This is a genomic window from Euzebya sp., assembly GCF_964222135.1.
Taxonomy (GTDB): Bacteria; Actinomycetota; Nitriliruptoria; order Euzebyales; family Euzebyaceae; genus Euzebya.
In genome coordinates this window covers 75,850-94,171 of sequence record NZ_CAXQBR010000019.1, presented here as the reverse complement: position 1 = coordinate 94,171, position 18,322 = coordinate 75,850, and the positions used below count along the sequence as shown (strand labels likewise).

At 73.5% G+C, this 18,322-nt stretch carries 14 protein-coding genes; 8 read left to right on the top strand and 6 right to left on the bottom strand.

From position 1 onward, the window contains the following. Nucleotides 1-35 precede the first annotated feature (35 nt). From ACEQ2X_RS04860 to ACEQ2X_RS04845, 4 genes are all read right to left on the bottom strand, one after another. The gene (locus ACEQ2X_RS04860) at nt 36-485 is read right to left on the bottom strand and encodes a YiiD C-terminal domain-containing protein (protein WP_370324650.1); all 450 of its coding nucleotides are present in this window, start codon (nt 483-485) and stop codon (nt 36-38) included. A gap of 3 nt (nt 486-488) precedes the next feature. After that, nucleotides 489-1,610 carry a 5-methyltetrahydropteroyltriglutamate--homocysteine S-methyltransferase gene (locus tag ACEQ2X_RS04855; RefSeq protein WP_370324649.1) on the bottom strand — a complete coding sequence of 374 codons (1,122 nt, stop codon included), beginning with the start codon at nt 1,608-1,610 and terminating at the stop codon, nt 489-491. Between the two features lie 130 nt (nt 1,611-1,740). Continuing rightward, the gene (gene gltB, locus ACEQ2X_RS04850) at nt 1,741-6,309 is read right to left on the bottom strand and encodes a glutamate synthase large subunit (protein WP_370324648.1); all 4,569 of its coding nucleotides are present in this window, start codon (nt 6,307-6,309) and stop codon (nt 1,741-1,743) included. A gap of 162 nt (nt 6,310-6,471) precedes the next feature. Further along, on the bottom strand, nt 6,472-6,891 hold the full coding sequence (locus tag ACEQ2X_RS04845; protein ID WP_370324647.1) for a hypothetical protein: 420 nt from the start codon (nt 6,889-6,891) through the stop codon (nt 6,472-6,474). Between the two features lie 115 nt (nt 6,892-7,006). Between ACEQ2X_RS04845 and ACEQ2X_RS04840 the strand changes: the two genes are divergently transcribed. From ACEQ2X_RS04840 to ACEQ2X_RS04825, 4 genes are read left to right on the top strand one after another with little or no spacing between them, the layout of a single operon-like run. Continuing rightward, nucleotides 7,007-7,792, top strand: a complete 786-nt coding sequence (locus ACEQ2X_RS04840) for a helix-turn-helix domain-containing protein (protein ID WP_370324646.1) — start codon at nt 7,007-7,009, stop codon at nt 7,790-7,792. Nucleotides 7,793-7,839: 47 nt separating this feature from the next. Further along, the gene (gene clpB / locus ACEQ2X_RS04835) at nt 7,840-10,428 is read left to right on the top strand and encodes an ATP-dependent chaperone ClpB (protein ID WP_370324645.1); all 2,589 of its coding nucleotides are present in this window, start codon (nt 7,840-7,842) and stop codon (nt 10,426-10,428) included. 31 nt (nt 10,429-10,459) lie between these two features. Next, nucleotides 10,460-10,933 carry a nucleotidyl transferase AbiEii/AbiGii toxin family protein gene (locus ACEQ2X_RS04830; RefSeq protein ID WP_370324644.1) on the top strand — a complete coding sequence of 158 codons (474 nt, stop codon included), beginning with the start codon at nt 10,460-10,462 and terminating at the stop codon, nt 10,931-10,933. Continuing rightward, entirely contained in the window at nt 10,930-11,166 is a 237-nt protein-coding gene (locus tag ACEQ2X_RS04825) for a hypothetical protein (protein WP_370324643.1), read from the top strand. The genes ACEQ2X_RS04830 and ACEQ2X_RS04825 overlap by 4 nt, the downstream gene beginning before the upstream one ends. 180 nt (nt 11,167-11,346) lie before the next feature. Here ACEQ2X_RS04825 and ACEQ2X_RS04820 read toward each other — a convergent pair whose 3' ends face one another. Then, a complete protein-coding gene (locus ACEQ2X_RS04820; RefSeq protein ID WP_370324642.1) occupies nt 11,347-12,681 on the bottom strand; it encodes an MFS transporter in 1,335 nt (444 codons plus the stop codon). Next, nucleotides 12,612-13,937, bottom strand: a complete 1,326-nt coding sequence (locus tag ACEQ2X_RS04815) for an NAD(P)-binding protein (protein ID WP_370324641.1) — start codon at nt 13,935-13,937, stop codon at nt 12,612-12,614. Before ACEQ2X_RS04815 ends, ACEQ2X_RS04820 begins: the two co-directional genes overlap by 70 nt. Nucleotides 13,938-13,999: 62 nt before the next feature. Here ACEQ2X_RS04815 and ACEQ2X_RS04810 point away from each other — a divergent pair, with 62 nt between their 5' ends. The 4 genes from ACEQ2X_RS04810 (at nt 14,000) to pstA (ending at nt 18,268) form a co-directional block, all read left to right on the top strand. Beyond that, entirely contained in the window at nt 14,000-14,764 is a 765-nt protein-coding gene (locus ACEQ2X_RS04810) for a helix-turn-helix domain-containing GNAT family N-acetyltransferase (RefSeq protein ID WP_370324640.1), read from the top strand. A 150-nt stretch (nt 14,765-14,914) separates the two neighbouring features. Continuing rightward, nucleotides 14,915-16,063 carry a phosphate ABC transporter substrate-binding protein PstS gene (gene pstS, locus ACEQ2X_RS04805; RefSeq protein WP_370324639.1) on the top strand — a complete coding sequence of 383 codons (1,149 nt, stop codon included), beginning with the start codon at nt 14,915-14,917 and terminating at the stop codon, nt 16,061-16,063. 139 nt (nt 16,064-16,202) lie between these two features. Further along, nucleotides 16,203-17,165, top strand: a complete 963-nt coding sequence (gene pstC, locus ACEQ2X_RS04800; protein WP_370324637.1) for a phosphate ABC transporter permease subunit PstC — start codon at nt 16,203-16,205, stop codon at nt 17,163-17,165. 2 nt (nt 17,166-17,167) lie between these two features. Continuing rightward, complete coding sequence (pstA, locus tag ACEQ2X_RS04795; RefSeq protein WP_370324636.1) at nt 17,168-18,268, top strand: phosphate ABC transporter permease PstA; 1,101 nt, start codon at nt 17,168-17,170, stop codon at nt 18,266-18,268. The last annotated feature ends 54 nt before the right edge of the window (nt 18,269-18,322 follow it).

The following is an 18,322-nucleotide window of genomic DNA, read 5'->3' as shown; positions in this document are numbered from 1 at the left end:
CGCTCGGGTGGACGGGTCAGGCGCAGCCCTACCCGCTACGAGCCGTGGGTGCGCAGCTGGTAGTCGTTCGTCGACCGGGCCACCACGACGCCGCCCGCGTCGGTGAGCTCGCAGGTCCACGAGTAGTCGGCCTTCCCCGCCGCCTCGGCGGCGGCCTGGATGCGCTCGACCTCGTCCGCGGTGATGCGCACCTCGACGCTGATGTCGGTCGTGGCCGGCTTGACGAAGCGGATGTCCATGCCCTTGACGATCGGGTAGTAGCGGCTCGCGTCGAACGTCGACAGGAAGATCGCGCCGCCCGGCACCTCGGCCAGCGTGAACAGCGCCCCGGCGTACATCGTGCCGATGTGGTTGACGTTCCCCTCGAGCGGGGCGGTCATCTTCACGTACCCCGGCTCGATCGCGTCGAGTCGCAGGCCCATCCGCTGGACGAACGCGATCCCGTCCTCGAGGGCGGGCTTCAGCTGGCCGAGCAGGTCGGGCACCGATCAGCCCCAGACCTGCTCGGCGAGGTCGACGATCAGGCGCAGCTTGGCGGCCTGCTGCTCGGCGGTGAGCTTGTTGCCCTCGACGGTGGAGGAGAACCCGCACTGCGGTGACAGGCACAGCTGGTCGAGCGGCACGTGCTCGGTCGCCTGGTCGATCCGGGCCTTCAGCACCTCGGGGTCCTCGAGCTCGCCCGTCTTGGTGGTCATCAGCCCGAGGACGACGACCTTGCCCTCGGGGAGGTGGCGCAGCGGCGCGAACGTGCCGGACCGCTCGTCGTCGAACTCCATGAAGAACCCGTCGACGTCCAGCGTCGTCAGGAGGGCCTCGGCCACCTGGTCGTAGCCGCCCTCCGCCGCCCACGACGACTGGAAGTTCCCGCGGCACATGTGGGTGGTGATCGCCATGCCGTCCGGCTTGGCGGCGATCGCGCGGTTCATCGTGTCGATGTAGCGCTCGAGCAGCTCGTCGGGGTCGTCGCCGCGGTCGCGGACCATCTGGCGCTGGGCGGGGTCGTTCAGGTACGCGAGCGACGTGTCGTCCATCTGCAGGTACGTGCACCCCTGCTCGCCGAGGGCGCGGATCTGCGCCGCGTACGCGTCGGCCAGGTCGGTCCAGTAGTCCTCGACGTCGGGGTAGACCTCCGGGTCGATCGAGGCGGGCCCGCCGCGGTAGTGGACCATCGAGGGGGAGGGGATGGTCAGCTTCGGCGTCTGGACCTCGCCGGCGACGGACTGCACGAACGCGAAGTCGTCGGCGAAGATCGGCTCGGGCAGGCTGATCCGGTCGGTGACGGCCAGGCCGCGCGCCTCGAAGGACAGGCCGCCCTCCCGGTTCTTGAACGACACGGTCAGCCGGTCGTCGGTCGAGCTGATCCCGCCCAGCCGGTAGATGAAGTCCATGTGCCAGGACGTGCGTCGGAACTCCCCGTCGGTGACGGTCTGCAGGCCGACCTCCCGCTGCATCGCCACGACGTCGCGGATCGCCGCGTCCTCCGCCTCGCGCAGGGCGGCGTCGTCGATCTCACCGGCGGCGTGGCGCCGCCGGGCCTCGAGCAGCTCCGGCGGGCGCAGCAGGCTGCCGACGTGGTCGCCGCGGAACGGAGGGGTGGAGCGGAGTGCCATGGGTGCCTCTCTCGGCTCGTCGTGCGCACAGCGAACGGTCGTTCGCGTGGTGGACGGCGATGCAACCACACCGGGGTGGGATCGACAACGCGGAGGCCATCGGGAGGGCCGGACCAGACCGACCGCGCCGTCACGCCGGCGCGCCCACCGACCCCTCGTTGGCGGCCTCCACCTTCGCGATCTCGCTCTTGGGGGCGATGCGCCAGAAGCCGCGCCACGCGTCCTCCCAGTCCGAGAGCAGGGCCGCGCCGCGGCGCGACCCCGTCAGCTCGACGTGGCGCTCGACCATGAGCCGGACCCGGTCGAGCTGCTCGGAGTCCAGGCGCCGCGCCTCGACCAGCTGGGTGTTGACGCGCGCGAGGACCCAGGAGGAGTCGTCGTGGACGATGCACTCCCCGCCGGTCATCCCGGCCCCGAGGTTGAAGCCGGTCTCGCCGAGGATGACGACGGTGCCGCCGGTCATGTACTCACAGGCGTGCTCCCCCGTCCCCTCCACCACGGCGTCCGCCCCGGAGTTGCGGACCGCGAACCGCTCGCCCACGCGACCGGCGACGAGCAGCTCGCCGCCCGTCGCGCCGTACAGCAGGGTGTTGCCGGCGAGCACCGGCACCGGCCCGCCGTCGTGGACGACGTCGTCGGCCGGCGGTCGGATGACGATCGTGCCGCCGGCCATGCCCTTGCCGACGTAGTCGTTGGCCTCGCCGGTCAACTCGAAGCGGACGCCGGGGGACAGGAAGGCCCCGAAGGACTGCCCGGCCTGGCCGTCGAAGTGGACCGTCGCGCTGCCGTCGGGGGCCCTGTCGCCGAACTCGAGGCCGATCGCGCCGCCGAGGCGGGCGCCGACGGTGCGGTCGGCGTTGGTGATGTCGTAGCGGAGGCTGACCATCCCGCCGTCCCACAGGGTGAAGAACGCCTCGTCGAAGACCCGGTCGCCGAGCGGCGAGCGGGGCGCCTGGATCGGGAGGGTCTCGACGTACCGCAGCGCGTCCGGGTCGCCCCCGACGGTCCCCGCCAGCTCGGTGTCCAGACCGGACCCGCGCGCGTCCACGAGCAGCGGGGACAGGTCGAGGTGCGCGGCGCGCGTCGCCGGGTCCAGCCCGTCGCGGACCCGCAGCAGGTCGACCCGGCCGATCGCCTCGTCGAGCGACCGCAGCCCCATGGCGGCCAGCCCGCGGCGGACCTCCTCGGCCACGAACCGCATGAACGCCGCGACCCCCTCGGGCGTGCCGGCGAACTTCTGGCGCAGGTCGACGCGCTGGGTGGCGACCCCCACCGGGCAGGTGTCGCGGTGGCAGGCGCGGACCATGATGCAGCCCTCGGCCAGCAGCGCGGCGGTGCCGAAGCCGAACTCGTCGCCGCCGAGCAGCGCGGCGATCAGCACGTCCCGGCCGGACTTGAACCCGCCGTCGACCTGCAGGCGCACCCGCGAGCGGAGGGCGTTGGCGACCAGCGTCTGCTGGGTGTCGGCGAGTCCGACCTCCCACGGCATTCCTGCGTGGGCGATCGACGACAGCGGCGAGGCGCCCGTCCCACCGTCCGCGCCGGAGATCTGGATGGCGTCGGCCAGGCCCTTGACCACGCCGGCGGCCACCGTCCCGACGCCGGCCGAGGCCACCAGCTTCACCGAGACCGACGCGTGCGGGTTCACCTGCTTGAGGTCGTAGATCAGCTGGGCCAGGTCCTCGATCGAGTAGATGTCGTGGTGCGGCGGCGGGCTGATCAGCGACACGCCGGGCTGGGTGTGGCGCAGCCGAGCGATGAGCGCCGAGACCTTGTGCCCCGGCAGCTGACCCCCCTCCCCGGGCTTCGAGCCCTGCGCCATCTTGATCTGCAGCTCGTCGGCGAACGCCAGGTACCGCGGGGTCACGCCGAAGCGCCCCGAGGCGACCTGCTTGACCTTCGAGTTCCGGTCCACCGCCGTGCCGCGCGAGGCGAACCGAGCGGGGTCCTCGCCACCCTCGCCGCAGTTGGAGAACCCGCCGACGGCGTTCATCGCGATCGCCAGGGTCTCGTGGGCCTCCGGGGAGAGGGCGCCGAGCGACATCGCGCCGGTGAAGAAGCGCTGGGTGATCGAGCTGACCGGCTCGACCTCGTCGAGGGGCAGCGGCTCGGCGGCGGGCACCCACTCGAGCAGGTCCCGCGGCGCGGTCGGCGGACGGGAGCTGACCAGCTCCGCGTACGCCGCGTACGCCGCCCCCCGATCGCCGTCGGGCTCCTCGAGCCCGACCGCCCGGTGCAACGCCGACACCACGTCGGGGTTGGTCGCGTGGGACTCCCCGCCACGCTTGTACTTGTAGCGGCCGTGACTCGGCAGGGAGCCGGTCTCGGGGTGGGCCTCGGCGTGGCGGGCCAGGACGTCCGCGGCCAGCTCGGCCAGCCCGACCCCGCCCAGGGTGGAGGGGGTGCCGACGAGCGCCGCGTCGATGACGTCCGGTCCCAGGCCCACCGCCTCGAACACCTGGGCGGCCCGGTACGCGTCGACCGTCGAGATGCCCATCTTCGACATGATCTTGAGCACGCCCTGCTCGGCGGCGCGCTTGAGCAGCTCCTGCACCTCGCCGGCCGACGGGTTGTCCCGACCGACCCGGCCCTCGTCGGCCAGGCGCGCCATCGACTCGAGCGCGAGCCGCGGGCAGATCGCATCTGCGCCGTAGCCGAGCAGGCAGGCGTAGGAGTGGGTGTCCCTCGCGTCGTCGGTCTCGGCGATCAGCGACGTCCGCGTCCGCAGCTGCGCGCGGATGAGCGCGTGGTGGACGGCGCCGACGGCGAGCACGCCGGGGACGGGCACCCGGTCGGCGGCGGCGGAGCGGTCGGAGGTGATAAGGAGCTCGGCGCCGTCGCGGACCGCCGCCACGGCCTCCTCGCCCAGCTCGGCCAGCCGCGCCGCCAGGCCGTCGGCCCCGTCGGCCACCGGCCAGGTGGCGTCGAGCCCGTGGACCGCGAAGCCGATGTCGGGGTCGAGGACCAGCTGCTGCAGCCCCTGGGGGTAGATCACGAACGACTCGAGCTCGATGAGGCGAGCCGCCTCCGGCTCCTCGGCCAGCAGCGGCTGCTGGGGGCCCAGCAGCGTCCGCAGCGACATGGCCCCCGCCTCGCGGATGGGGTCGATCGGGGGGTTCGTGACCTGGGCGAAGCGCTGCTTCAGGTAGGCGTAGATCGTCCGGGTCCGGCCGGTGAACGCCGACAGCTGGGTGTCGTCGCCCATCGAGCTGATCGGCTCCTTGCCCGACGTGGCCATCGGGCGGAGGACGGTGATCTCCTCCTCCTTGGTGTAGCCGGCGACCAGCTGGCGGGCGGTGAGGTCCTCGGGGCTGTGCTCGACCGGCAGGCCGGGGCCGAGGGGGACGAGGTTCTCCCGCAGCCACCGCCCGTAGGGGCGGCGGCGCGCGAGCTCGGTCGTGATCGCGTCGTTCTCCAAGACCCCGCCGCGGGCCGGGTCGACGAGGATCATGTGGCCCGGGCCCAGCCGGCCGCGCCGGACCCGCCCGCGGCCGGAGAGGTCGACGGCGCCGACCTCGGAGGACGCCACGACGAACCCGTCCTCGCACACCGCGGTGCGGATCGGGCGCAGGCCGTTGCGGTCGAGCGCCGCCCCGACGCGCTCGCCGTCGGTGAACACCAACCCGGCCGGCCCGTCCCACGGCTCGACCAGGGTGGCGTGGTAGCGCGAGAAGTCCGTCACGCTCGGCGGCAGGTCGCGGGACCCCTCCCACACCGGGGGGACCAGCATGCGCATCGCGTGCTCGCCCGACCGGCCGCCGCGGAGCAGCAGCTCGAGGACGGCGTCGAGCTGGGCGGAGTCGCTGCCGTCCGGCTCGAGGACCGGCTGGAGCAGCGCCTCTCCCCCCTCCCCCAGCTCCGGCCAGTCCGCGCCGAGGTTCCCGACCCTCGCGTGCATCCGGTTGACGTTGCCCTGGATCGTGTTGATCTCGCCGTTGTGGCACAGGAACCGGAACGGCTGGGCCCGCGCCCAGGTCGGGCTCGTGTTGGTGGAGTAGCGCTGGTGGAAGATCGCGAACCACGCCTCGACCCGGTCGTCGGCCAGGTCGGGGTACAGCTCGGCCAGGCGGTCGGCGGCGGACATGCCCTTGTACGTGATCGTCCGGAACGACCACGACGCGACGTACAGCTGCGCACCCGCCGCCGCGCAGGCGGCACCGGCCAGCTTGCGGGCCAGGTAGCAGGCCCGCTCGGCCGCGTCGACGGCCATGTCCGCGGGGCGCTCGATGAGCGCCTGGACGATGTGGGGCATCGCCGCGCGGGCGATGTCGCCGAGGACCGACGGGTCCGTCGGGACCTCCCGCCACCCGAGCAGGGTCAGCCCGACGCGGTCGATGGCGTCGGCCACCGCCCGGCGGGCCGTCGCGCGGGCCTCGTCCCCGGCGGCGGTGTCGGCGGGGTCGAGGAACAGCACGGCGGCGCCCAGCCGGTCCGGGTCGGCGGTGGTGCCGGCCGCACCGACCTGGGCGGCCAGGAAGGTCCGCGGGAGCGGGATGAGCAGCCCGGACCCGTCGCCCGAGCGCCCGTCGGCGGCGACCGCTCCGCGGTGCATCACCCCCGCCAGACCGGCGAGCGCGTCGGCCACGATCCGTCTGCTCGACGTCCCGCCGGCGTTCGCGACGAACCCGATCCCGCAGGCATCGCGCTCCGCGCGGGGGTCGATGGCGTGGCGGGCGTGGGGGTGGGCGGATCCGGGCACGTGGACTCCTCTCCAGGCTGGCGGGCAGGGCCCGTCGGGATGGATCGGTGTCGACGTCCGGGGCGGTCGTCGAGACGACGAACGGCGCCGACACCGGGGTGTCGAGCGCCGTTGCTCTGCGGCGATCCTAGTCGCCGGTCCCCCGCGGGACCACGGGGGCGCTCACGCGGCTGCGCGGACCGCCCGGGCCTGCACGACCACGAGCACGGCGACGATCGCGGCCTGGCCCAGGACGACGGCCGTGCCGAGGCCGGTCAGCTCCCACGCGCGGAGGGCCACGGCCGCCAGGCTCGCGAGCACCCAGCCGGCGTTGCCCGGCGGGATCAGCCGGGCGATCCCCCACAGCCGCGGGAGCCGGGTGGCCAGCAGGCGCAGGTCGACCGCGTAGAGCGCCATGAACGCCCCGAGCCCGATCAGCCACGGCGTCGAGATGCCGAGCGGCTCGGCGAGCAGGCCGGACCCGGCCAGCAGCGCCACGCCGGCGGCGCCGCTGACGATCGCGTCGAGGGTGAGGGCGCGGGCCATCGGGTCGGTGTCGATCACTGCTCGGGTGCCAGAGGGGTGGGTGGTCGTCGCGGTCATGTCGTGCCTCCGTCGGTCGGGGTGTGGTGACCCGACCGTGCGGCACCGCGGTCACCCACGTCGATTACCTCCCGGGTAGTCGTGGGCATGACCGGCCGGGCGTAGCGTCACACACATGTCCACGACCACGCCCGCCCGCGTCGGGCCCCTCCTCCGCGACTGGCGCGACCGGCGGCGCCGCAGCCAGATGGACCTGGCCCTGGACGTCGGGGTGTCCCCGCGGCACCTCAGCTTCGTCGAGACCGGCAGGTCCCGCCCCTCCCCCGAGCTCGTCATCGCGCTGGCCGACGGCCTGGACGTGCCGCTCCGGGAGCGCAACGCGCTGCTGCTGGCGGCCGGCTACGCCCCGCGGTACGCCGAGACGTCCCTGGACGACCCCGCGATGGACCGCGCCCGCGCGGCGATCCAGCGGATCCTCGACGCACACGACCCGTACCCCGGTGTGGCGATGGACCGGTCGTGGGACGTCGCGCTGGCCAACTCAGCGGCGCTGGCCCTGGTCGAGGGCCTCCCGGACGAGCTGCTCGGCCCGCCCCTCAACATGTTCCGCGTCGGCCTGCACCCCGACGGGCTCGCCGGGCGCACCCGCAACTTCGCCGAGTGGGGCAGCTACCTCCTCGGCCAGCTGGACCGGACGCTCGCGCTGACCGGCGATCCCGGGCTGGCCGCGCTGGCCGAGGAGGTGCGGACCTACCCGACCGTGGCCGCGCTCCCACCGGTCGTGGTGCCGGACGAGCCGCAGATCACCCTGAACGCGCACCTCGTCACCCCGGCCGGGGATCTCGTCGTCTTCAGCACGCTGACGACCTTCGGGACGCCACGGGACATCACCCTCGAGGAGCTCGTCGTCGAGCTCTTCTGGCCGGCGGACGAGGCGACGGCGCGGCTGCTCGGACGGTGATCCTCGAGGTTGAGCGCACCTGACTCAGGTCTGCTATCATGCGCTCCATGAACATTGAGCGCTTTACACTCAAGTCCCGCGAAGCCCTCCAGGCGGCCGCCGGCGACGCCGCCACCCGCGGGAACCCGGAGGTCCGCACCTCCCACCTGCTGCTGGCGCTCGTCGCCGCCCCCGAGGGCCCCGTCCCCGCGATCCTCGACCGCCTCGGCGTCAGCCCCGTCGCGGTCCGGCGCCTGGCCGAGGAGCAGATCGGCCGCCTCCCCTCCGCCCGCGGGTCGGCCAGCCAGCCGAGCATCGGCGCCCCGCTGCTCGCGGTCCTCGACGACGCCCAGGAGACCGCGTCGACGATGGGGGACGAGTACACCTCCACCGAGCACCTCCTCCTGGCCCTGGGTGGTGCCGACGACGCGGTCGGCAAGGGTCTCGTCAGCCTCGGCGTCGCCGGGGACGAGCTGCTCGGGGCGCTCAAGGCCGTCCGCGGCAACCAGCGGGTGACGTCGCCGACGCCGGAGGGGACCTACGAGGCGCTCGAGAAGTACGCCCAGGACCTCACCACCCTCGCCCAGGACGGCACGCTCGACCCGGTCATCGGCCGCGACGAGGAGATCCGCCGGGTCATCCAGGTCCTCAGCCGCCGCACGAAGAACAACCCGGTCCTGATCGGCGAGCCCGGCGTCGGCAAGACCGCGATCGTGGAGGGGCTCGCGCAGCGGATCGTCGCCGGCGACGTGCCCGAGGGGCTGAAGGACAAGCGGGTCGTGTCCCTCGACCTCGGGGCGATGATCGCCGGGGCCAAGTACCGCGGCGAGTTCGAGGAGCGCCTGAAGGCGGTCCTGAAGGAGATCGAGGCCTCCGAGGGCCGCCTGATCACCTTCATCGACGAGCTCCACACCATCGTCGGGGCCGGCAAGGCCGAGGGCGCGATGGACGCCGGCAACATGCTGAAGCCCATGCTCGCCCGCGGGCAGCTGCGGATGATCGGCGCGACCACCCTGGCGGAGTACGCCGACGTCGAGGCCGACAAGGCCCTCGAGCGCCGCTTCCAGCCCGTCCACGTCGGCGAGCCGTCCCTCGAGGACACCGTCGCGATCCTCCGCGGGCTGAAGGACCGCTACGAGGTCCACCACGGCGTGCGGATCACCGACAACGCCCTGGTCGCCGCCGCTCGGCTGTCCGATCGCTACCTGACCGACCGGTTCCTCCCCGACAAGGCCATCGACCTGGTCGACGAGGCCACGTCGCGGTTGCGGATCGAGATCGACTCGATGCCGGCCGAGATCGACGTCCTGGATCGTCGCGTCAAGCAGCTCGAGATCGAGAAGGCCGCGCTGGAGGGGGACGAGACCGCCGCCCACCGGTTGGCCGAGATCGCCGACGAGCTCGAGTCCCTCCGCGGCGAGCTCGGTGGCCTGACCGCCCGGTGGGAGGCCGAGAAGCAGGCGATCGCGGCAGTCGGCGAGCTGAAGCAGCAGATCGAGGACGCCGCCCACGCCCTCGAGCGGGCGAAGCGCGACGGGGACTTCGCGACCGCCGGCGAGCTCGAGTACGGCCGCATCCCCGAGCTGAACCGCCAGGTCGACGAGGCCGCGGCGCGGTTGGCGGACCTGCAGGCCGACGGCGGCCTCCTGAAGGAGGAGGTCGACGCCGAGGACATCGCCCAGGTCGTCGCCAAGTGGACCGGCATCCCCACCGACCGCCTGCTCGAGGACGAGAAGGAGCGGCTGGTCAACCTCGAGGACCACCTCGCGCAGCGCGTCGTCGGCCAGACCGAGGCCGTCGAGGCGGTCAGCGACGCCGTCCGGCGCAGCCGTGCCGGCCTGGCCGACCCCGACCGCCCGCTCGGGTCGTTCCTGGTCCTCGGGCCCACCGGTGTCGGCAAGACCGAGCTGGCCCGGGCGCTGGCGGAGTTCCTCTTCGACGACGAGCGCGCCATGGTCCGCATCGACATGGGCGAGTTCGGTGAGAAGCACACCGTCAGCCGGCTGCTCGGGGCGCCCCCCGGCTACGTCGGCTACGACCAGGGCGGCCAGCTGACCGAGCCGGTCCGCCGCCGGCCGTACTCGGTCGTGCTACTCGACGAGGTCGAGAAGGCCCATCCCGACGTGTTCAACGCGCTGCTGCAGCTGCTCGACGACGGGCGGCTGACCGACGGCCAGGGCCACACCGTCGACTTCCGCAACACCGTCGTGATCATGACGTCGAACCTCGGCAGCCAGCACATCCTCGACCCGACGGAGTCCGAGGAGGTCATCCGGGAGAAGGTCATGGCGGAGGTGCGCGGCCACTTCCGCCCCGAGTTCCTCAACCGGCTCGACGAGATCCTCATCTTCCACCGCCTGGACCGCGAGGCGCTGCGCAGGATCGTCGACGTCCAGCTGGGCCGCGTCCGCGAGCGGTTCGCCCAGCGCGACCTGTCCCTCGAGGTGAGCGACGCCGCGAAGGACTGGCTGGCCAACCGGGGGTTCGACCCGATCTTCGGCGCACGACCGCTCAAGCGGGTGCTGCGCAAGGAGCTCGAGGACCTGGTCGCGAAGAAGATCCTCGACGGCACGGTCGTCGACGGCGCGACCGTGACGGTCGACACCGGTCCCGACGGCCTGGTGGTCGGCACGGGCGATCCGGTGATGACCGCCTGACCTCGGTCCTGAGCCCGTAGGCTGCGCCCAGGTGCAGCTCCGCGACATCCTCGACGTGCTGGCGGCCCTCGAGCGCGAGGGCGTCCGGTACGCCGTGTTCGGCGGCCTCGCGATGGCCGCGCACGGGCTGGACCGGGGAACCCGCGACCTCGACCTGTTCGTCGACCCGTCACCGGAGAACGTCGCCCGCCTCAGGGCTGCCCTGCGATCGGTGTACGACGACCCGGACATCGCGGAGATCACCGCAGACGACCTCGGCGGTGACTACCCGGCCATCCAGTACGGTCCGCCGGGGGTGGACTTCACCATCGACCTCGTCGCGCGGCTGGGTGACGAGTACACCTACGACGACCTCGAAGTCGAGCGGGTCCGCGCCGGTGAGCAGGAGATCGCGGTGGTGAACGTCCGGACGCTCTACGCGATGAAGGCGAACACCGTCCGCCCGCGCGACGCCGACGACGCTGCCCGGCTGCGGCGGCGGTTCGGTGACGCGGTGGAGGGATGACGGTGGGTGTCCGCCGCTTCCGCTCGGTCGAGGAGATGCCCGACCCCGACGACCCTGCCGATGCGCTGGAGGGGTTGGCCAACGCCTGCGCCATGTCTCGCGCCTCCGGGATGTTCGGCCACGACGTGCGGGCGGCGCGCGGTGTCCGGCGGTTCCGCTCGGTGGAGGAGGCGGACGCGCACCGCACCTCGTGGGAGTCCGCGCGTCCGGACCCGGTCCCTCCCCTGGAGTGATCCGTGCCACCCCTCCTCCCACGGATCGACTCCGACGTCCCCTCCCACGGGTCGAGTCCCGGCCCCTCCCTCCCACGGATCGACTCCGACGTGGCCCCTGCCGGTGCACATCCGTGGGCGGAAGCGCAGGTCAGCGGGATCCGGGACCCCGTTGCGGAGTCCATCCGTGGGATCGCGGAGTCAATCCGTGGGGTGAGGTGGAGTGGATCCGTGGGAGTGCGGAGTCGATTCGTGGGGTGGGGGTCGAGCCGGCCCGGTGCGCGTGGGGAGGACCAGGGCCAGGCCGGCGACGGTGAAGGCCACCCCGGCCAGCGCCACGGCGGGCAGGTAGGACCCGAACGTGGTCGCGCTCGCCCCGCCGATGAGCGGGCCCAGGGCGCCGGCCGCCCCACGGGCGCTGTGGAGCGCGCCCATCAGCGCGCCGAGGTGCCGCTCGGGGAGCAGCTCGGCGGCGTGGATGCCGGCCAACGGGGAGTCGGCGCCCATCGTCACCCCCGCCACCACCGCGAAGGCCAGGCCGACGGCGACCGTCGACGACCCCGCCAGCAGCCCGGCGGCCAGGACCGACCCGAGTGTCACGCCGGCGAGTGCTCGCCGCGCTCCCGTCCGCGCCACCAGCCGTCCGAGCCCGACGCGGCCGCCGAGCTGCATGAACCCCCGCGCACCCGCGATCGCCGACGCGGTCGCCAGCGGCATCCCGAGCGCGACCATCACCGGCACCTGGAAGGTCAGGATCACCCCGTGCGCGATGGCGGTGCCGCAGATCGCCACCAGCAGCCGGCGCACGGCCGGATCGCGCGACGCCTCCCGCACGGCGACGCGCAGCGCCACGCCGACCTCGTCGTGCGCCGGCGGGCTCGCCCGCCCCCCACCGGCGAGGGTCGCCCCGACCGCCAGGCCGGCTGCCGTGGTCGCGGCCAGGACGCCGAGCGTCGGCCGCCAGCCGATCACGCCGACCAGCCCGCCGGTGAGGGGCAGGAAGACCGGGGAGGCGAGCGCCCCCCAGATGGTCAGCTCGGCGATCGCCCGGGCGGGCTCCTCGGGTGCCACCCGACGGGCTGCGGCCATCGTCACGTGGTAGAAGCCGCACGAGCCGATCACCGCCGCGGCCGACGCGAAGGCGACCGCGAAGACCGCCGGGTGGGTGGCGGTCGCCGCCGCGGCGAGCAGCACCCCGCCGCCGAGGCCGCCGACCAGGAAGGTCGAGCGCCCGCCCCGGCCGTCGAGCAGCCGCCCGCCGGCGGCCGCCGCCACGCCGCTGAGCAGCTGGCCGACGGCGAACGCCCCGGTGAGGACCGCGACCGACCACCCCGTGTCGTCGACGATCGGCTGGAGCAGGACCCCGAAGCCGTAGTACCACCCGCCGTAGGCCGCGATCGTCGCGACACCGAGCCCGGCGACGGTGGCGTGCCGTCGCCGGGCGGCGTCCGTGGTGCGGGCCCCGCTCAGCAGCAGCTCCCGCCGCCGACGCCCTCGACGACCGGCAGGCCGTCGGCGACCCCGCTGCCGCCGCACACGCCGGTCTCGGGGAGGGTGAGCTCGACCCGCGCCGCGGCCTCGCTGTCGCCGGCGATCGCGGCGACGATGCTGCGGACCTGCTCGAATCCGGTGAGCGCGAGGAACGTGGGCGCGCGCCCGTAGCTCTTCATCCCGGCGAGGTAGAAGCCGGGCTCGGGCTGGCGCAGCTCGGCCTCGCCGTGGGGCGGGACCGTCCCGCAGGAGTGGACGTTCGGGTCGATCAGCGGTCCGAGCGCCCGCGGTGCCTGCGTCACCGGGTCGAGGTCCAGGCGGACCTCGGTCAGGGGGGCCAGGTCCGGCCGGTAGCCGGTGAGCCCGACGACGCGGTCCACGTCCTCGACCGCACGACCCTCGTCGTCGACCAGCGCGAGCCGACCGGCGCGGACCTCCACCGCGGCGGTGCGGAACCCCTCGACCGCCGTGACGAGCCCCGTCGTCACCGCGGACTCCGCCGCCATGCCGAGCGCGCCGCGCCGCGGCAGCTCGTCCGCCTCGCCACCACCAACGCGAGTCGGCGTCAGCGCGCCGCGGACGACCCAGCTCACCCGGGTGCCCGGTGCCTCCTCGACCAGCTCGGCCAGCCCCATCACGGCGGTCATCGCCGAGTGCCCCGCGCCCACCACGGCGGTGTGGACCCCGGCGAACCGGTCGCGGACGACCGCGTCGGCGAGGTCCGGGACCTCCCGGTCGATGCCGTCCGCGACCCCACCCTCGCCGACCCCACCCTCGCCGACACCGCCCTCGCCGATCGCGGGCCGGCCGTCCGCCCCCAGGGGGTTCGGCGAGGTCGTGGTGCCGCTCGCGTCGATGACGGCTCGGGCGAGGAACCGGGTGGTGCCCTCGGGCGTGACCGCGGTCACGACGAGCGGTTCGGCGTCGCGGCCGGCGTCGACCATGCGGTCGCGGCCCCGGCGGGACACCCCGACCACCCGGTGGTCGGTCAGGACCACGTCGCCGAGGGCCTCGGCCAGGGGGGTGAGGTACGACTCCGCCCACTCCGACCCCGTCGGGTAGGCGGCGCCTGCGGGGGCGTGCCAGCCCGTCCCCTCGAGCAGCCGGCGCGCGGCCGGGTCGATCAGCTGGTCCCACGGGCTGAACAGCCGGACGTGCCCCCAGGCCCGCACCCCGGCGGCGGGGTGCGGGCCCGCCTCGAGCACGCGGTGCGGGAGCCCGCGCTCGCGCAGGTGCGCGGCGGCGGCGAGCCCGACCGGGCCGGCACCGATGACGACGACGGGGAGCTCGGAGAGCGCCATGGCAGGATCCTCTTTCATCGAAGGTGGTCGATCAAGTGCGGTCAATCTACGATCGTCGATGGATGAGCGCAACCCTGGACGACGCCGCGGCCACGACCTACGCATCGTGGTTCGCCACGCTGGCCGACGCCACTCGGGTGCAGGTCCTGCACGCCGTCGCGACCGAGCCGGGCGGCATCGCCGTGGGCGCGCTGGCTCGGAAGGTCGGCATCGCCCAGCCGACGTGCTCGCACCACGTCAAGCTGCTCGCCGAGGCCGGGTTCGTCGGGCTCGAGAAGGTGGGCACCTCCACGGTCGTGCGCGTGAACGCGGCCTGCTGCGCCGGGTTGCCCCACGCCGCGGACGCGGTCATGGGCACCCTCGACACCCTCCCGTGCTGCCCCGACGACGTCCCGTCGGACGTCGTGGTCCGGGCGGTCGACGCCGCCGATCTCGACGAGCTGCGCGGCATCGACCCCGCCGTGGTCGACGCGGATTGGCTGCCCGGCCACCGCCGGGTGGCCGTGCTCGACGGCGAGGTGGTGGGGTGGGCCGCGCTCCGCGGGGTGTCCGACGACCCGGAGCTCGCCGGTGTGGCCGAGACCCACGTGGTGGTGGCAGAGCGCCACCGCGGCCGGCGCATCGGCGTCGCGCTGATCGACGCGCTCGTCCGCGGCGCTGACGCGGCGGGCCTCTGGACGTTGCAGGCCCTCATCCCCACGGACGACCGCGCGGCCCTGCGCCTGCACCGCTCCGCGGGGTTCCGCACGATCGGCGTCCGCGAACGCCTCGCGCGGACCGACGACGGCTGGCGGGACCTCGTGCTGATCGAACGCCGCCGCACCTGACCGACCTCGGATCGCGAGTTCACCTCCAGTTCACGGCCTCGTCGGAGCCGGGTCAGACGTCCACCCGACCATGGCCTCGCTGCGGGACGGGCGTGACCTGCCCGCCACCCGGCGCCCGCCGGGACCCCCCACCGAGGAGACGAACGAGCGATGCGACTGAACTGGCGTCTGATGCTCGCCCTGACCGCCGTGCTGGCGATCGTGGCGACCGGATGTGCGTCCAACGAGGACGACGGCGGAACCGACGAGGGCACGACCGGACAGACCGAGGAGGGGGCGGCGGCTGCCGGCGCCACGGAGTCCGGAGGGGACCTCGCCGGCACCATCGTCGGCGCGGGCGCGTCGTCGCAGGCCGCGGCGATGGAGGGGTGGCAGGCCGGCTTCCAGTCCGCCAACCCCGGCGTGACCGTCAACTACGACCCGGTCGGCTCCGGCGGCGGCCGCGAGCAGTTCCTGGCCGGCGCGACGATGTTCGCCGGCTCCGACGCCTACCTGGACGCCGAGGAGATCGAGCTCTCCGCCGAGCGCTGCCCCGGCGGCGAGCCCGCCATCAACCTGCCCCACTACATCTCGCCGGTCGCCGTGGCCTTCAACCTCGAGGGCATCGACACGCTCAACATGAGCCCGGACGTGATCGGCGGCATCTTCGCCGCCACGATCACCAGCTGGGACGACCCGGCGATCGCCGAGGACAACCCCGACGTGGAGCTGCCCGACCTGCCGATCAACCCGGTCCACCGCTCCGACGACTCCGGCACGACCGAGAACTTCACCGGGTACCTCGACGCGGTCGCCCCGGACGCCTGGCCCTACGGCGAGGTCGAGACCTGGCCGTCCGAGGCCGGTGGGGAGGGCGCCCCGCAGACCTCCGGCGTCGTCCAGGCCGTCACCGCCGGCAACGGGTCGATCGGCTACATGGACGCCTCGCAGATCCAGGACCTGGGCACCGTCGCCGTCGGCGTCGGCGAGGACTTCGTCCCGTTCTCCGCCGAGGCCGCCGCCGCGGTCGTCGACGTCTCGCCGCGCGCGGAGGACCGGGCCGAGGGTGACTTCGCCATCGAGCTCGCCCGCGACACCACCGAGTCGGGCGTGTACCCGATCGTGCTGGTCAGCTACCACATCGTGTGCCAGGCCTACGAGGACGCCGAGACCGTCGAGCTCGTGACGGCGTTCATGGAGTACGTCGGGTCCGAGGAGGGGCAGCAGGCCGCCGCGGAGTCCGCGGGGTCGGCGCCGATCTCCGAGGAGCTGCGTGCCGAGATCGCGGACGTGCTGTCGACGATCGAGGTCGCGTCCTGACCTGAGCAACCCACACGGTCCGCCGGCCCCCGTCACCGGTCACGTCGTCGGTCCACCAGACGACGCCGAGGTGAACGGAAGGCGAACTCTCCGTCGCCACCTTGCCGGCGGACCACCCCCCCGAAACACTGAGGACCCCGTGCGCACCCCCACGACCTCACCCGCTCCGGAGTCGCCAGCGAGCGTCACCGCCGAGCGGAGCACCAAGGGCGCCGACCGGCTGTTCGCCGGCCTCTCGACCGGCGCCGGCGTCACCATCCTCCTGCTCCTGGCGGGGGTGGCGTTCTTCCTCTTCCAGCAGTCGCTGCCAGCGCTGTCGGCGGACCCCTCGGCCCTGGCCGGCGGCGCCGACAGCCTGGGTGACTTCCTCGGCCCGCTGGTGTTCGGCACGGTGTACGCGGCCGTCCTGGCCCTGCTGCTCGCCACGCCGCTCGCAGTGGCGATCGCGCTGTTCATCAGCCACTACGCCCCCCGGCGGCTCGCGACCACCCTCGGCTACATCACCGACATCCTCGCCGCGGTGCCCTCCGTCGTGTACGGCCTGTGGGGCGTCAGCGTGCTGGCCCCGCTGATGGTGCCGCTGATGCGCGGGCTCGAGGAACGGCTCGGCGTCATCCCGCTGTTCGCGGGCCCGACGCTGACCAGCGGCCGCACGCTGATGGTCGCCGCGGTCGTGCTGGCGGTGATGATCCTGCCGATCATCACCGCGATCTGCCGCGAGATCTTCCTGCAGGTCCCACGGCTCCACGAGGAGGCCGCGCTGGCACTGGGCGCCACCCGCTGGGAGCTGATCAAGATGGCGGTGCTGCCCTACGCGCGGTCGGGGATCATCTCCGGGACGATGCTCGGCCTGGGCCGTGCGCTCGGCGAGACGATGGCGCTGGCGATCATCCTGTCCCCGGCCCGCATCATCGACCTGAACATCATCGGTGCCCAGAACCCCCAGGCGATCGCCCCGAACATCGCCCTGCGCTTCCCCGAGTCCTCCGGGATCGAGGTCAACGGCCTCTTCCTGACCGGTCTGGTGCTGTTCGCGATCACGTTCGCCGTCAACTACGGCGCACGGCGCATCACCGCCAACGCCTTCTCCGGAGCCGACTAGCGATGGCCGCCACCGAGCTTCGGGAACGGCCCGACCGCGGCCACCAGGCCGACGAGGCCACCGCTCCGACGTCCCTCACCCACGCACGCCTCTCCGACCGGGTGCCGGTCGGCATCGCCGTCGCGGCCCTCGCCGCGGCCAGCGCGATCGTGATCCCCCTCGCCGGGTTCAACCTCGCCCTGATCGCCGTAGTCGCGCTGGGAGGGTTCAGCGTCGCGCTGCACCTCGCCTCCCGGCGGGTGGAGGGGGCTCGACGAGCGGTCGACCGGACGGTGACCACGGTCGTCAGCTCGGCCTTCGCCCTGGCCGTCCTGCCCCTCGTCAGCGTGATGTGGACCGTCATCCAGCGCGGGGCGGCCCGCATCGACGGCGACTTCTTCACCATGTCGATGCGCAACATCCTCGGCGAGGGCGGCGGCGCGTCGCACGCGGTCGCGGGGACGTTGATCATCACCGGGCTGGCCGCCCTGATCAGCGTGCCGATCGGGATCATGGTCGCGATCTACCTGGTCGAGTACGGACGTGGGCCCCTGGCCCGTGGCGTGACGCTCCTCGTCGACGTCATGACCGGCATCCCGTCGATCGTGGCGGGGCTCTTCGCCGCTGGCCTGTTCACCGCCCTGTACGGCCCGGGCACCAAGAACGGCTTCGCCGGTGCCGTGGCCCTCAGCGTCTTGATGATCCCCATCGTGGTGCGCGCCGCCGAGGAGATGCTCCGGCTGGTCCCGAACGAGCTGCGCGAGGCCTCCTACGGGCTCGGCGTCCCCAAGTGGCGCACGATCACCAAGGTCGTCCTGCCGACCTCGATCGGGGGGATCCTCACCGGCATCACCCTTGCCATCGCCCGCGTGATAGGCGAGACCGCGCCGCTGCTCATCGCGGTGGGCACCACCGACAGCCTGAACCTGAACCCCTTCGCGGGGCGCATGGAGACGCTGCCCATCTTCGCCTACTACCAGTACCAGAACCCGCAGGTCAGCGACATCCAGGCGTCGTACGACCGCTCGTGGGCGGCCTCGCTGCTGCTCATGCTCATCGTCATGCTGCTGTTCGGGTTGGCCCGGGTCCTCGCCCGGGTCCTCCGACCGAAGGGATCGAAGTGAGCTCCGACAAGGCGACCGACACCCGCACCGCGCCGGTGCCCGCGGTGACCGACC

What these genes read in the sequence shown, in the direction of transcription:
- ACEQ2X_RS04855 (WP_370324649.1), bottom strand. Translation starts at nt 1,610, where the DNA reads ATGGCACTCCGCTCCACCCCTCCGTTCCGCGGCGACCACGTCGGCAGC.
- ACEQ2X_RS04845 (WP_370324647.1), bottom strand. Translation starts at nt 6,891, where the DNA reads ATGACCGCGACGACCACCCACCCCTCTGGCACCCGAGCAGTGATCGAC.
- ACEQ2X_RS04840 (WP_370324646.1), top strand. Translation starts at nt 7,007, where the DNA reads ATGTCCACGACCACGCCCGCCCGCGTCGGGCCCCTCCTCCGCGACTGG.
- clpB (WP_370324645.1), top strand. Translation starts at nt 7,840, where the DNA reads ATGAACATTGAGCGCTTTACACTCAAGTCCCGCGAAGCCCTCCAGGCG.
- ACEQ2X_RS04825 (WP_370324643.1), top strand. Translation starts at nt 10,930, where the DNA reads ATGACGGTGGGTGTCCGCCGCTTCCGCTCGGTCGAGGAGATGCCCGAC.
- ACEQ2X_RS04815 (WP_370324641.1), bottom strand. Translation starts at nt 13,937, where the DNA reads ATGGCGCTCTCCGAGCTCCCCGTCGTCGTCATCGGTGCCGGCCCGGTC.
- ACEQ2X_RS04810 (WP_370324640.1), top strand. Translation starts at nt 14,000, where the DNA reads ATGAGCGCAACCCTGGACGACGCCGCGGCCACGACCTACGCATCGTGG.
- pstS (WP_370324639.1), top strand. Translation starts at nt 14,915, where the DNA reads ATGCGACTGAACTGGCGTCTGATGCTCGCCCTGACCGCCGTGCTGGCG.
- pstA (WP_370324636.1), top strand. Translation starts at nt 17,168, where the DNA reads ATGGCCGCCACCGAGCTTCGGGAACGGCCCGACCGCGGCCACCAGGCC.